This window comes from Sphingomonas sp. So64.6b (assembly GCF_014171475.1).
Classification (GTDB): domain Bacteria; phylum Pseudomonadota; class Alphaproteobacteria; order Sphingomonadales; family Sphingomonadaceae; genus Sphingomonas; species Sphingomonas alpina_A.
Map to the genome: position 1 here is coordinate 2,493,042 of NZ_CP048817.1, position 16,111 is coordinate 2,509,152.

Below are 16,111 nucleotides of genomic sequence, written 5' to 3' on the forward strand. Positions count from 1 at the left end.
GGAAGCTTGTGAAGCGTCTCGGGTCGAGGCCGCTTATTCAACAGAACAATCTCGTAAGTCTATGTTTGACGAACGATTTTTTGCTGATAATAAATGAACAACAGGGTCAAAATCAGGGGTCGTCACTATGAGAACGTTTTCACGCGGTGGGCGGAGCATTGCGCGCAAACTGCTGACGGGCACCGCACTGGCCGGCGTCGCCGCGAGCGCGCTGATCGCGACGCCAGCTTTCGCCGACAATGAATGCGGCGTGACGACACTCGGTACCGTGACCTGCACCGCCGCCGGCAACCCCTTCCCGGGCGGGATTACCTATTCGACCCCGCCGGTCGATCCTGCCGACGACCCTGCCCTCGACCCGACGGCGCCGGTCTACGACCTGACCGTGAATCTCGGCGATGGCGTGGCTATCGACAGCGGCGCCAATACAGGCGTGGCGATCTTCGGCTTCAACGATGGCGCGGCGACGCTCAACTCGTTCGGCAACACCAGCATTTCCGTAACCGGAGTCGGCGCGACAGGGGTGATCGGAAACACCAATTATGGTGACCTGACGATCAATACCGATAGCATCGTGACGGACGGTCGCGCGTCGCAGGGAATCAACGCGGTCAGCAATACGGGCGACATCACGATCGATGCCACCTCAATCGTGACCAACGGCAACAGCTCGCTCGGCATCAGCGTCAATGCTTATGCTGGCGACATCGGCATCACTGCCGGTTCGGTCGCGGCCAATGGCTATTATGTCGGCGGTATCTACGCTTATGCCGGCAACGGCAACGTCACGATTGACGCAGGCACTGTCACGACGGCGGGCGGCAGCGTCGCCGGTATCGGTTCGGACGCGATCAGCGTTCGCGCGATCGGCGGTTCGATCGACATCAACGCGGACACCGTTTCGACAGAGGCTGATTATTCGACCGGCATTCGCGCCGTTTCGTTCGGTACCGATGCACCGGTTACTGTCACGGCCGGTGATATCACGACCAATGGCTATGCTTCGAACGGCGCAGTGGTCCAGGGCGACACCGCCTCGCTGACGGTTGATAACATCACGACATCGGGCGATTACAGCTACGGCGCGGTGATGTTCAGCACCGGCGCGGGCGGCGCGACGTTCGTCTCGACCGGCACAATCTCGACCAGCGGCGTCGACGCGAATGGCGTTTTCGTAAAATCCTATGGCGGCGGCGATGCGAATATTACCGTCAACGACGTCGCGACCACCGGCGATTCGTCGCCGGCGGTTTATGCTTATGGCTATAACGCCTCGGTCACGGTCAATGGCGATGTATCGACCGAAGGCACCGCTTCGCGCGGCGTCGATGTTTTTGCCTATGGTGGCGTTGCGACAGTGACCAACAATGGCAGCGTCAGCACATCGGGCGACGGCAGCATCGGCATCAACGCTACCGGCATTTATGGGGCGGTCGTGAACGGCGCAGGATCGGTAACGACCAGCGGCGCGAACTCCATCGGCGTTCTGGCGCGCGCGGTCTATGGCGATGTGGACGTGACCGTGGGTGATGTGACCACCACCGGCGACAACTCGCGCGGCGTCGTTGCGATCAGCTATTATGGCAACGCGTCGGCGACCTCGACCGGCACTGTTTCGACCGCCGGCGCGAATTCTACCGGCGTCTATGCCGGATCGTTCTTCGGCGTTGGCGACGCGAGCGCGACGGTCAACAATGTGTCGACGACGGGCGACAATTCGGCCGGCGTCGCGGTTTATGGCTATAATGCCGCGGCAACGGTCAATGGCGATGTGGCCACCGCCGGCGCCAATTCGACCGGTGTCTCGGTCTTCGCGATCGGCGGAACCGTCGACGTTGCAAACAACGGTTCGATCACGACCACCGGCGCCGGCAGCGGCGGCATCAGTGCGATCGGGTATGGCGACGTCACGATTACCGGCGCGGGATCGGTCTCATCGACCAGCACGGGCATCGACGCCTATAGCCTGATCGGCAATATCGACATCACGCAGGGCGATATCGCGACCAGCGAAGCGGGTGCCGATGGCGTTCATGCAGAAACCGCCAACGCCCTTTACACGGCCGGTGACATCACCGTGAACGTCGGCGCGGTCGACACCGCCGGCGATTTCGCCGACGGCATCGACGCTTCCGCGATGAACGGCGGCAATATCGCGATAACGCATGGCGCGATCACGACGGCCGGGGAGCAGTCCTTCGGTGTATCGGCGGTCGGCCTTGACGATGTCAGCGTCACCGGCACCTCGGTCGCCACGACCGGCTATAATGCGGCCGGCGTCTATGCCGTCAGCATCTTCGGCGACGTGAATGTCGATGAAGGCACGGTCAGCACGGTGGGCGATTATTCGCCCGGCATCGTCGGCGCGTCCTATTTCGGCAATGTCTCGATCACGGCCGACAACGTTTCCACATCGGGCTATTCTTCGGACGGCGTATTCGGCATCGCATTCTACGCTGGCAATACCGACATCACCGTTGGCAATGTCACGACGACCGGCGACAATTCGATCGGCGTTCGCGCCCAGGCCTATTATGATGCCTCGGTCGCGGTTACCGGCACGGTACGCACCAGCGGCTACGCATCGGATGGCGTCAACGTCTATGCACTGGGCGCGGGTTCGGTGAACAATACCGGCGCGATCATCACCAGCGGTGAGGATTCGAACGGCATCGACATCCAGACCATCTATGGCGACGTCACGGTGACCGGCAGCGGATCGGTGGCGACCTCGGGCGATTTCTCGACCGGCATTCTCGCGCGGACCTATTATGGCGAGATCGACATCGCCGCAGGCACCGTCACAACTTCGGGCCAGGGCAGCGGCGGCATCGATGCCTATGCGTCGGCCGGCGTCACGGTGAATGCCGGAACGGTCCGCACGACCGGTGCCAATTCCACGGCGATCAGCGCCGGCGGCTTCTACAGCGTCGGTGTGACCGTCGGCACCGTGTCGACCACGGGCGCGAACTCGAACGGCATCAACGCCGCCAGCTTTGGCGGTGATGTCATCGTCAATGCGGGATCGGTCCAGGTGTCGGGCACCGGATCGACCGCGATCAGGGCGTTCGGCTTTGGTGGTGGCGCCAATATCAACGTCACGGGAGCCGTTCGTTCGACCAGCGGCACCGCGATCAACATCATCGCCGGTGGCGCCGGGGGCGGCGGCGGTGCCGCTGTGGGTGATCCCGCGCTCGATGGTATCGCGCGCCTGACGGTCGGCTCGGCAGGGTCGGTGCAGGGCGGCAACAATGCGGTGACCGTCTCCTCACTGAACGGTACCTTGATCACCAACAATGGCTCGATCACCGGTGGGACCGGCTATGCCATCCAGGCATCGGGTGGTGCCGCGACGGTCAACAACAATGGCAATCTGACTGGCCGTTTGCTGCTGACCGGCAATGCCGACCGATTGACCAATGCCGGCACCTTCACGCTGATCGGCGACAGCGACTTCGGCGCGGGCAGCGATACGCTGACCAATAGCGGTACGGTGCGCCTCGGCACCGCGGCGGCCACGCAAGCGGTGTCGTTGCTCGGACTGGAAAGCTTCACCAACTCCGGCCTGGTCGACCTGCGTAACGGGCGTGCCGGCGATACGTTGACGATCGCCAATTATGCGGGTTCCGGTGCCGCAACGCTTGGACTGGATATCGCCTTCGGCACGACGACGGCAACGGTGGATCGCCTGAACCTGACGACCGCGACCGGCAGCACCTCCGTCGTGCTCGCGCCGCTCAACTCGCCGGCGATCCTGATCCCGGCAACCACGATCGTCCAGGCGACCACGGCATCCTCGCCGACTGCTTTCACGATCGGCGCGGGGTCGCAGACCATCGGCCTGATCCAGTTCGGTGTGGTCTACAACCCGACCGCCCTCGCCTATCAGTTGATCAGCGCACCCAGCGCCACAGTCTATCGCCAAGCGAAGCTGGGTGAAGGTCTGGCCTCCGTCTGGAACCGTTCCGGTGACGCGGTGACTGCCCATATGGCGGCCGGCCGCGACGCCGGCTGGGGCACGCCGACCTCGGATTCGACCGGGCGGGTGTGGCTGCAGATGTTCGGTGAGGTCAATACGCGTGATGAAACGGGGAGCTTCTCCTTCAACGGCCTGGCGCAGAACAATGTCGATCTCGGCTACAAGCAGGATGCTTTCGGCGGACAGATCGGCGTCGATATGCTGGGATCGGCCAGCGACGATGGCGGCTTCAGCATCGGTGTCGCGGGCGGTTATCTGAGCTCGACGATGAACTTCCGCGGCTATGGCGATCGCTTCGATATCGAAGCCGTCAACGGCACGGTCTACGGCGCCTATCAGGCTGGTGGGTTCTTCATCAACGGCCTCGCCAAATACGACCATGCGTGGATCAACACGCGCGGCAATTTTGCCGGCTTCAAACTCGACACTTCGGCCAATACCTGGGGCGGCAAGCTCGAAACCGGCTTCCGGCTGGGTTCGGACAGCTTCTTCTTCGAGCCGGCAATCAGTGCCGCCTATACCAGCAGCGACATCAAGGATTACGGCACGCTTGGCGGCAGCTTCGACTTCGACAATTTCACCGGGTTCCGCGGCAAGGCCGGTGCGCGGATCGGTGGTTCCACCGGTCTGAGCGAAACCTCCAAGCTGGTATTCTATGCCGGCGCCGCGGCGGTGCACGAGTTCAAGGGTGACGATCAGGTACGCTTCACCAGCGGTGCGCAGACGATCGCCTTCTCCAACAATCGCCTTGGCACCTATGGCCAGGGCACGCTCGGCATCAACATCGTGACAGCCGGCGGCGTCACTGGCTTCCTCGAAGCGCATGGCGAATATGGTGACGATTATAAGGGCGGCGGTGGTCGCGCCGGTATCCGCATCAAGTTCTGATAATTTGGATATGTAGGGCTCACCCCCTAGTGAATGGGCTCGCGGCTTCCACGTCGCGGGCCCATTTTTTACAGGTCCATTTTTGTATAGATAGCGGCCAATGAACTGGAACCCGTCATGAGCAAGAAGCCCATCGCCAGCGCGACCGAGAATATGCCGCCACCCTCTGGGCCGGCAGGCGGCGCGGCCAAAGCCAAGACAGCCGCGGCACCGGCGTCGAAGCAGCCCAATACGAATATCTCGGTATCGCGTGGTTTTGCCGACTGGCTGCGTGCGAACAAGTTGAGCTTCGCTTTCACCTCGTATCAGACCGGCCAGCTGTTCCTGGTCGGTGTGACGCCGGCCGGTACTGTCTCATTCAATCAGCAGAATTTCACGCGCGCGATGGGCGTCTGTTATCAGCCAGGCCGGCTTTATCTCGGCGCGCTGCATCAGGTCTGGCGCCTGGAGAATGTGCTCCGGCCCGGGGAGCTTGGCAACAAGAGCTTCGACATGGTGCTGGTGCCGCGCAATGCGCAAACCACCGGCGATGTCGATGTGCATGAAGTCGGCACCGACTCTGCCGGACGAGTTATCTTCGTCAACACAAAATATAGCTGCCTGGCGACGCTCGACCTCAACCATAGTTTCCGCCCGATCTGGAAACCCAAATTCATCTCCAAGCTCGCGCCCGAAGATCGCTGTCATCTGAACGGCATGGCGATGGACAATGGCAAACCTCGCTATGTCACCGCCGTCAGCCGCAGCGACATCCTGACCGGGTGGCGTGAGCGACGCCACGAGGGCGGTGTTCTGATCGAGGTCGAGACCGATCGCGTGGTGACCGATCAGCTGTCGATGCCGCACAGCCCACGGGTTTACGGCGACAGCGTCCTCGCGCTCGATTCGGGGCGGGGGCAGATCATCCGCATCGATCCAAAGACCGGAGATCGTACCGACATCGCCTTCTGCCCGGGTTTCCTGCGCGGCATGTCGATCCATAATGGCCATGCCCTGGTCACCGTGTCGAAGCCGCGCAACGGCACCTTTGCCGGCCTTGCGCTGGACGATGCGATGAAGGAGCGTGACGCGGAACCATGGTGCGGCGTTCTGGTCGTCAATCTCGCTACCGGCGATATCGTCGAATGGGTGAAGCTTGAGGGTTTCATCACGGAATTGTTCGATGTGGCCGCGATGCCAAGTGTGGTCTGCCCGATGTCGATCGGCCCGGACACGCTGGAAATTCGCTCGACCATCACGTTCGATCCGGTGATTACCAAGGCCTGACAACCGCGGCGACCAGCGCCGCGCACGATCGCCATCAGTTTCGGATTCGATTTGAGTGGCATTAGCGACTCGCCGGGAATCCGTGCTTTTGGAATAGACGGATTCCTCTACCTGCTATAACTTCGCGGTAACCATAATGGTCACCACGAATATGTCGAACGAGCCCTGGTTCATCTTTGCCATCGTCTGCAGTCTTGCGGGCTATGGCGTCTATCTGACCGGGATCAGGCGTCAGCTGGTGCAGCCGAACCGCGCGTCCTGGCTGGTCTGGAGCGCGGCGACGGCGGTCGAGGCGGGCACCTATGCCGCGGTCAATCCCGGTGCGCCACAGGCATGGATCTTCGGCATTTCGGCAGTCGCCTGCATCGCGATCACGCTCGGCATATGGCGGCGGTCGAGTTGGGAAGCGCCGTCGCAAAGCGAAGTTTTCTGCATGGCGGCGTGCCTCGCCTCGCTGATCCTGTGGCTCGCGTTCCAGAACGCCTTCTGGGCGCATATGCTGGTGGTGGTCGCAGTGCCGATCAGCTTCTGGCCGACCTGGCAGAGCGTGTGGCAGGACCGCAATCGCGAACGATCGCCGGCCTGGGGGCTATGGACGCTGGGCGACCTCGCCACCTTGCTCGTCGCGACGCGCGCGGAAGGGCAGATCGTCGGCGAGTACGCCTATATCTTCGTCGAACTGCTATGCCATGCAAGCATCTGGTTCATGGTCGGGCTGGCGACGATCAATCCGCTACGCTCGCTTGGTTATCGCAACGGCCGCTTTTATGTGCTCGACGCTTATCGTCCCGCCGCAAACCTGTTCGCGGTCGGCGAGACGCATCTCGGCAAGGCGGTCTATGCCGCCGAAGGTTTTGCCGAGGGCGACACGATCATCCGTTTCACCGGCCGCCGCATCCGCGCCGACAAGGTGCCGAGCCTGATGCGCGGATCGAGAGACCGTTTCGTGCAGGTCACGCCGCAGCATTATATGGGCCCGTCGGGGCGGATCGACGATTTGATCAATCATAGCTGCAGCCCCAATGCGGGCCTGCGTTTCACCGCCGATGGCGTGTTCCTGGTCGCGGTCCGAACCATCGCCCCGGGCGAGGAAATCGCCTGGGATTATTCGACCACCTTGAGGGAATCGAACTGGCACATGATCTGCCAGTGCCGCAGCGACGATTGCCGCCGCGTGATCGGCAATTTCGAGACGCTGAGCGAGGAACGTCAGGAGTGGTTCCGCGCCCGCAACCTGGTCGCGCCCTATCTGCGGCGCAAGGACGATGTCGTGCCGAAGCGCGAGCGGGCTGCCTAGAGCGGGCTGCGTTTCTACGGAAACGCAGCCCGCTCTAGATTCCTTGTGGTCGCGTGCTTGATTGCGAATAGCCGGATTCCACCTATTCGCAGCATGCTCTCGCCCCTAGCCTATCTGCGGCAGGCGGGCGCGGTGCGCGTCGCCGTCTGGTCGACCACGATGCGCGACGCGCCCTTGGGGGTTTGCCCGGACATCGTCATGCGCGCGGTAAAACCCGCCGCGCTATAGCTGCCCTGCCGCACGACGCGGAACGTGCCGCCTTCCTTTTGCGGACACACCATCACTTGCGCGATTCTGCCATCGGCGATGTGTGAGCTTTCGACCCGGCATTTGGACTTCGGATCGGGGGCGAGCAGAGCGGATATCCCGGCCCTTGCCTGATCCGGCGCGACGCATTTGTGCTCGGTCTTCGACTTGCCCTTCATCATGCGCAGCAGGAAACCGGCAGTGCCCGGAACGACCAGATCGACCGCGGTCGATTTCACGTCCCAATTGCCGGGCTGGATGGCCTGCGCCGTAGCCAGGCCGGGATAGAGAAGGATTAGCGGAGCGAGAAAACGGATCATGTCCGCGCCATGCCCGGCTCGCGGCCTTCGCACAATCCCGCACGGTGGACGATCGCATTCGATCGCCCACCGCGTAGAGAGTCAGCCGGTGCCGGTTCAGAAGTTGAACCGGATCCCGCCATTGACGGTGAAGGCACGCAGGCCCGAACCGTCGTCGATATTGCCGACCACAAAGGCCGACAGGCGTCCGCCCCGGGCATGGGCCATGACGCCCGCCGAGTAACGCATCGCATCATCCCAGGTGCGCGTGTTGAGCGAGAAGCTCGTCGCCGGCGTACCGAAGGTGAAGGTGCCGTTGTCGCCACGCGACCAGTTCTTCATCCCCGCAGCGCTGGCGAACGGCTCGACCACGACCTTGTCCGCGTCGCCCGCGCGATACGACACGCGCAGCCCGGCCTGGCCGACCTTGGTCTTGTCGCCGCCCGGCGAGTAGAAGCTGTCCGCGTCGATCGTCATATTGTCGATCCGGCTGTCGGCATAGTTGAAGCCGACGAACGGCGTTGCCGCGAAGCCACTGCTGCCGCCAACGCGGTAGGAAGCGTGGATCGACCCGGCGGTCGCCCGGCCGTCGACGTCCTTCTTGGTGTTGCCGAACAAGGTCGGCAGAACCACGTCGTATTTGCGCCATTCGCGACGGAGCTGGCCGTCGATGGTGAGCGCGCCGTTGCTGATCGCGACATAACCACCGACAAAGCCCGTATCGACCGCCAGCCTTTCGCTCGCGGACGGATGAGCAACGCCGTCGTACCAGCCGCCGGTGACACCCAGATGCGCGACCCAGTTGCCGCCGAAGTAAAGGCCCAAATCGGCGCCCATCTGGATCGCCTCATGGTTGGTGCGCAACCGGTTGACCGAGTTAAACGTGACCCCGCCGCCGCTGATCGACGATGCGATGGTCTGTTTGGTATGCCCGCCCGAACCGCGCATCCACAGGCTGAACCTCTTGTCGCCCGCCGCCGCGTCGGTCCGTGGCGTGATATAGGGGCTGATCGGCGCGTCGAGCAGCATCGAGGCGGATTCGGCGACATAGGTCAGGCCGCCCAGCGCCGTCGAGGACGGGTTGATCTGCTGGATCAGGCCGAACTGGGTATTGCTCGCCGGGTTGCGCCCGAAGCTTTCGAGGATGAACCCGGTGTTCGGGAAGATCGTGTTCGAGGTGAAGGTACCGACCGCGGCGCCCGGCGTCACCGTCACCACCGGCAGGAAGCCGCCGGCGACAAAGCTGCGTGCGCCGACGCGGTTCATCGTCACATTGGTATTGCCCGAGGCTGCGCCACCAATGTTCAGGCGATCCGCGGTCGCGGTGACGGTGCTGTAATCGGCGAAGAACTGCCCGCCGCCGACATAGGCGCCGCCGACCGTGACGACGTTGCTGGTCAAATTGTTCCGCGCGTTGATGATCCCGGTGTTGGTCATCGCCCCGTTGGTGGTGAAGGTGCCCGCCCCGGCGAAGTTGATCCGGTTCGAGTTGTTGGTGTTGCCGAGGAACAGGATCGTTCCGCCGGCACCGATATTGGCGGTGCCCGCATTGACGAAGCTGCCCGAGACGCTGGATGCGCCCGACCCGAAGTTCGCGATTCCGCCGGCCGCATTGGTTACGGTCGAGGTCGCGACAGCCGAACCGGTCACATTGAGCGCGCCGTTCATCGTGCCGGTGTTAGTCAGCGTGAAGCTGCCGCCGTTCAGCGTCGCCAGCACCGCGCCGCCGGTGCCGGTCAGCGTACCGCCGTTGACGACGCTGGCATTGCCGGTCCCGGTTGCGGTCATCCTGATACCCGCCGTGCCCGAGATCGACCCGGCATTGTTGACCGCAAGCGCAGCGTCGACACCGGCAAGATCGATGCCGATGATGCCGGCGATCGTGCCACTGCTGACCTGGTTGACGGTGAGCGCACCGACTGCGCCGGCACCGGTCGAGGTCAACCGCACGCCGATATTATCGCCTTCCACCAGACCGGCATTGTTGACGGTGATCGCACCAGAGACAGTCGACTGGTCGATGCCGATCAACGGATCGATCACGCCGGTTGCGCTGATATTGGTGACAATGTCGCCAACGGTCGAGATGCTGGCGACACCCGCCGCCGCGGCATTGATCGTGCCGTCCACATTGATGGTCGTGGTGCCCGAGGACTGACCGCTATCGGTGAAGATGCCGTAGGCGCCCACCGCGTTGGCGGTCACGGTATGGCCGGCGGTCAGCGTGACGTCGATCGTACCGGTATTGGCCGCCGCAGCCGTGTTGAGTGCGACGATCGCCGTCGTACCGGTCGAGCTCACATCGCCCGCCATTACGACGATGTTGCCGCCATTCGCTTGCGCCAGGATGCCGTTGCCGGTGGTTGCGGTGACGGGGCCAAGTGCCGCCACCGTGGTCGAGCCGGTGCCGCGATTGGTCGCGATGATGCCGGTCGTGCCGGAGGTGGCACCGGCGGTCACGTTGACCGCGCCAGTTCCGGCGGCCGAGCTTTGCTCGGCAATAATCGCCGCATTGCCGGTCGATGTCACCGCACCGGTATTGACGGTGACAGCGCCGCCGGTCGAGAGCGCGTAGACGCCAATGCCGGTGGTCACATTGACCGCGCCGACCGTGGTCACTCGGGTCGCGCCGGTGCCGAAATTCTCGGCATCGATGCCGAACCGGGCATTGACCGCGCCGTTGGTGGTTACGTCGATGTTACCAGTCGCAGCGGCCGGGAAGACCGCAGCGACAACGGCCGCATTGCCCGCCCCGATATTGCCATTGGCGACCACGGTGACATCGGCGCTGGTCGACTGGGTCCGGATGTCGATGCCGTTCTGGCCTGCCGCCAGCGCGCTGACCGCACCGGTGGTGACGCTGATGTCGCCGCCGAGCGCAGTATCGCCCACCACAATGCCGTTGCCGGCAGTGGAACTGCTCGCACCCGAGATATCGACCGTGACCGTTCCCGCACCATTGTTGAGGATGTTCGCCGCATCGCCGGTCCCGCCGACAAAGCCGCCAGCGCCAGTGACCGAGATGTTGCCCGCGCCGCCGGTTCCGCCGATCAAGGTCAGGCCGCGCGTCGCGCCGGTCACCGTATTGGCCACCGCTACGGTCACCGCGGCGTTGCCGTTTGCCAGGATGCCCTCGGCGGCAGTGCCGGTCACCGTACCGTTGGCGGTCACGTTGATTGCGCCAGTGCCGGCATTGAGCGCGAAGATACCCGTCGTACCCGAGACATTGCCGGCGGTCACATCGATCACGCCCGCGCCAGCGGCCGAAGTCTGCTGAGCGACGATCGCCCCCGCGCCGGTCGATGTGACGTCGCCCGCATTGACCGTGACGTTGCCGCCGGTGGTCAGCGCGAAGATGCCATTGCCAGTGGTCGTGTTGACCGGGCCGACCGTGGTCACGCTGGTCGAACCGGTGCCGAAATTCTCCGCATCGATGCCGAACCGGGCATTGACCGCGCCGTTGGTGGTCACGTCGATGTTGCCAGTCGCAGCGGCCGGGAAGACCGCAGCGACGATAGCGGCATTGCCCGCCCCGACGTCGCCATTGGCGACCACGGTGATATCGGCGCTGGTCGACAGGGTCCGAACGTCGATGCCGTTCTGCCCTCCCGCCAACGCGCTGACCGCACCGGTGGTCACGCTGATGTCGCCGCCGAGCGCGGTATCGAGCACGACGATGCCGTTGCCGGCGGTGGAGCTGCTCGCGCCCGAGATATCGACCGTGACCGTGCCAGCGCCGTTGTTGAGGATGTTCGCCGCATCGCCGGTCCCGCCGACAAAGCCGCCAGCGCCAGTGACCGATATGTTGCCCGTGCCGCCAGTGCCGCCGATCAAGGTCAGGCCGCGCGTCGCGCCGGTCACCGTGTCGGCGACGCTCACGCTCACCGCGGCGTTGCCGCTGACGTTGATGCCCTCCGCGCCGGTGCCGGTGACCGTGCCGTTGGCGGTCACGCTGACCGCCCCGGTGCCGGCATTGTTCGCAAAGATACCGGTCGTGCCAGAGACATTGCCCGCGGTCACATCGACAACGCCCGCACCAGCGGCCGAGTTTTGCTGGGCAACGATTGCTGCGGCGCCGGTGGATGTGACGTCACCGGCATTGACCGTGACATTGCCGCCATTGGTCTGTGCGTAGATGCCGTTGCCGGTCGTCGTGTTGATCGGGCCGACCGTGGTCACGCTGGTCGAACCGGTGCCGAAATTCTCCGCATCGATGCCGAACCGCGCATTGACCGCGCCATTGGTGGTTACGTCGATGTTGCCAGTCGCAGCGGCCGGGAAGACCGCAGCGACGATAGCGGCATTGCCCGCCCCGACGTCGCCATTGGCGACCACGGTGATATCGGCGCTGGTCGACAGGGTTCGAACGTCGATGCCGTTCTGCCCTCCCGCCAACGCGCTGACCGCACCGGTGGTGACGCTGATGTCGCCGCCGAGCGCGGTATCGAGCACGACGATGCCGTTGCCGGCGGTGGAGCTGCTCGCGCCCGAGATATCGACCGTGACCGTGCCCGCGCCATTGTTGAGGATGTTCGCCGCATCGCCGGTTCCGCCGACAAAGCCGCCAGCGCCAGTGACCGATATGTTGCCCGTGCCGCCAGTGCCGCCGATCAAGGTCAGGCCGCGCGTCGCGCCGGTCACCGTGTCGGCGACGTTTACCGTTACCGCGCCGTTGCCATTGGCGTTGATGCCCTCTGCGCCGGTGCCAGTGACCGTGCCGTTGGCGGTCACGGTGATCGCGCCGGTGCCGGAGTTGGTGGCTTCGATGCCGGTCGTGCCCGAGACATTGCCCGCGGTCACGTCGATCGCTCCCGCTCCGGCTGCCGAGGTCTGCCGTGCGATGATCGCGGTATTGGCAGTAGCCGTCACATCACCCGCATTGACGGTGATGTTGCCGCCAAGCGTGCGCGCGAAGATGCCGTTGCCGGTGGTCGCATTGACCGGACCAACCGTGGTGACGCTGGTCGAGCCGGTGCCGAAGTTTTCAGCATCGATACCGAACCGCGCATCGATCGCGCCGTTGGCGGTCACGTTGACATTGCCCGTCGCGCCACCCTGGAGGATCGCGCCGACGATGCCGGCATTGCCTGCCCCGATATCGCCATTGGCGACCACCGTGACGTCGCCGGTCAGCGACTGAGTCTGGATGTCGATCCCGTCCTGGCCACCCGCCAGCGCGGTCACTGCGCCGGTGGTCACGCTGATGTCGCCGCCGATTGCGGTGTCACGCACCACGATGCCCTCGCCGCTGGTCGAACCGCTTGCACCGGAGATGTTGACCGTGACCGTGCCAGCACCATTGTTCTGAATGTTCGCCCCGTTACCGGTGCCACCGACGAACCCGCCGGTGCCGGTGACCGATATGTCGCCCGTGCCGCCAGTGCCGCCGACCAGGTTGAGGCCGCGCGTCGCGCCAGTCACCGTATCGGCGACGTTCACCGTTACCGCGCCATTGCCATTGGCGTTGATACCTTCGGCAAGTGTGCCGGTGACCGTGCCGTTGGCGGTCACGGTGATCGCGCCGGTGCCGCTGTTGGTGGCTTCAATACCGGTCGCGCCCGAGACATTGCCCGCCGTCACATCGATCGTGCCCGCGCCAGCGGCCGAAGTCTGGCGCGCGACGATCGCGGTCTCGTCGATTGAGCTCACATCACCCGCGTTGACCGTGACGTTGCCGCCACCCGTTCGTGCGAAGATGCCATTGCCGCTGGTCGCGGTGACCGGCCCGACCGTGGTGACACTGGTCGAACCACTGCCGAAGTTCTCGGCATCGATCCCGAAGCGTCCCGTGATCGCACCATTGGCGGTCACATCGACATTGCCCGTCGCGCCACCCTGGAGGATCGCGCCGACGATGCCGGCATTGCCCGCATTGATGTCACCATTGGCGACGATCGTCACATTACCGGTCAGCGATTGCGTCTGAACATCGATACCGTCACGGCCCGCCGACAGCGCGGTGACCGCGCCGGTGGTGACATCGACATTGCCGCCCGCGACGGTGTCACGAACGACGATACCTTCGCCGCCCGCCGAACTGCTCGCGCCCGAGATATCGACCAGGACATTGCCCGAGCCGTTATTCTGGATGTTCGCCGCATTACCGGTGCCGCCGACAAAGCCGCCGGTGCCGGTGACCGATATATCGCCCGTGCCGCCAGTGCCGCCGACCAGGTTGAGGCCGCGCGTCGCGCCAGTCACCGTATCGGCGATGTTCACCGTTACCGCGCCGTTGCCGTTCGCATTGATACCTTCGGCAAGTGTGCCGGTGACCGTGCCGTTGGCGGTCACGGTGATCGCGCCGGTGCCGGCGTTGGTGGCTTCAATACCGGTCGCGCCCGAGACATTGCCCGCCGTCACATCGATCGTGCCCGCGCCAGCGGCCGAAGTCTGGCGCGCGACGATCGCGGTCTCGTCGATTGAGCTCACATCACCCGCATTGACCGTGACGTTGCCGCCACCCGTTCGTGCGAAGATGCCATTGCCGCTGGTCGCGGTGACCGGCCCGACCGTGGTGACACTGGTCGAACCACTGCCGAAGTTCTCGGCATCGATCCCGAAGCGTCCCGTGATCGCACCATTGGCGGTCACATCGACATTGCCCGTCGCGCCACCCTGGAGGATCGCGCCGACGATGCCGGCATTGCCCGCATTGATGTCACCATTGGCGACGATCGTCACATTACCGGTCAGCGATTGCGTCTGGACATCGATACCGTCACGGCCCGCCGACAGCGCGGTGACCGCGCCGGTGGTGACATCGACATTGCCGCCCGCGACGGTGTCACGAACGACGATACCTTCGCCGCCCGCCGAACTGCTCGCGCCCGAGATATCGACCAGGACATTGCCCGAGCCGTTATTCTGGATGTTCGCCGCATTACCGGTGCCGCCGACAAAGCCGCCGGTGCCGGTGACCGATATATCGCCCGTGCCGCCAGTGCCGCCGACCAGGTTGAGGCCGCGCGTCGCGCCAGTCACCGTATCGGCGACGTTCACCGTTACCGCGCCATTGCCATTGGCGTTGATACCTTCGGCAAGTGTGCCGGTGACCGTGCCGTTGGCGGTCACGGTGATCGCGCCGGTGCCGCTGTTGGTGGCTTCAATACCGGTCGTGCCCGAGACATTGCCCGCCGTCACATCGATCGCGCCCGCTCCGGCCGCCGAAGTCTGGCGCGCGATGATCGCGGTATTGCCGGTTGAGCCCACATCACCCGCGTTGACCGTGACGTTGCCCCCAGCCGTTCGTGCGAAGATGCCGTTGCCGCTGGTCGCGGTGACCGGACCAACCGTGGTCACACTGGTCGAGCCAGTGCCGAAATTCTCCGCATCGACGCCGAATCGTGCGTCGATCGCACCATTGGCGGTCACGTCGATATTGCCGGTTCCCGCAGCCGGGAAGATCGCGCCCACAATGCCGGCATTACCCGCCTGGATATTGCCATTGGCAACGATCGTGACATCGCCGGTCAGCGACAGGCTCTGCGCGTCGATGCCGTCGCGACCACCGCTCAGCGCAGTGACATCGTTGGTCGTCACCGAAATGCCGGTGCTGGTCGCCACGTCGCGGACGGTGATGCCTTCGCCGGTCGCCGCGGTGACATTGCCGGTGATGTTGATATTGACCGAACCGGCACCGCCGGTCTGCACCGCGTCGAAGCCGTTGCCGGTGCCGTTGTTGGTGATGCTGCCGCCTGTATAGGCGATCGTGCCGCCAGCCGTCGAAAGCGACAGCGCAGCAGTGCCGCCGGCCGTCGGCGTGTTGCCGGCATCGACGCTGATCGAGCCATTATTGGTCACGGTGACGCCGCCGCCAGCGGTGTTGACGAGCGAAAGGCCGTTGCCGCTGACCGCTGCGCCCGCATCGACGTTGAGGATGATCGGCGTGGCGATCGGGCCGGTATATCCGCGATCGGTGGGTGGGCTGGCGGGAAAAGTCGTGTCGGTGGTGACGGTGGTGTCGCACGTCACGGTGACGCCGCCGACGAGGCAATCCGCCCAGGCCTGTCCGGGAGCCAGCAGGCTCACGCCCGCAAGGGCGGCCATGCCGATGGTCGACCGAAGTGCAAGCCGACTTGCCTGCGACCGCAGGTTCCTGCGGAGTGCCGATTTCGTGGAAGTCCGTGCGGGAATCGC

5 protein-coding genes are annotated in these 16,111 nt (G+C 64.3%); 3 read left to right on the forward strand and 2 right to left on the reverse strand.

Annotated features, from left to right (window positions below; all coding sequences use genetic code 11):
• Positions 1–127: 127 nt before the first annotated feature.
• The 3 genes from G4G27_RS11845 (at position 128) to G4G27_RS11855 (ending at position 7,430) form a co-directional block, all read left to right on the forward strand.
• The gene (locus tag G4G27_RS11845) at positions 128–4,867 is read left to right on the forward strand and encodes a hypothetical protein (RefSeq protein ID WP_183113501.1); all 4,740 of its coding nucleotides are present in this window, start codon (positions 128–130) and stop codon (positions 4,865–4,867) included.
• Positions 4,868–4,984: 117 nt separating this feature from the next.
• The gene (locus G4G27_RS11850; RefSeq protein ID WP_244624665.1) at positions 4,985–6,133 is read left to right on the forward strand and encodes a TIGR03032 family protein; all 1,149 of its coding nucleotides are present in this window, start codon (positions 4,985–4,987) and stop codon (positions 6,131–6,133) included.
• 136 nt (positions 6,134–6,269) lie between these two features.
• Positions 6,270–7,430, forward strand: a complete 1,161-nt coding sequence (locus tag G4G27_RS11855) for an SET domain-containing protein-lysine N-methyltransferase (RefSeq protein ID WP_244624666.1) — start codon at positions 6,270–6,272, stop codon at positions 7,428–7,430.
• A 110-nt stretch (positions 7,431–7,540) separates the two neighbouring features.
• On the opposite strand, the gene G4G27_RS11860 is transcribed toward G4G27_RS11855, so the two are convergent.
• Positions 7,541–7,996, reverse strand: a complete 456-nt coding sequence (locus tag G4G27_RS11860; RefSeq protein WP_183113502.1) for a DUF3617 family protein — start codon at positions 7,994–7,996, stop codon at positions 7,541–7,543.
• Positions 7,997–8,092: 96 nt separating this feature from the next.
• On the reverse strand, positions 8,093–16,021 hold the full coding sequence (locus tag G4G27_RS11865) for a hypothetical protein (protein ID WP_183113503.1): 7,929 nt from the start codon (positions 16,019–16,021) through the stop codon (positions 8,093–8,095).
• Positions 16,022–16,111 lie beyond the last annotated feature (90 nt).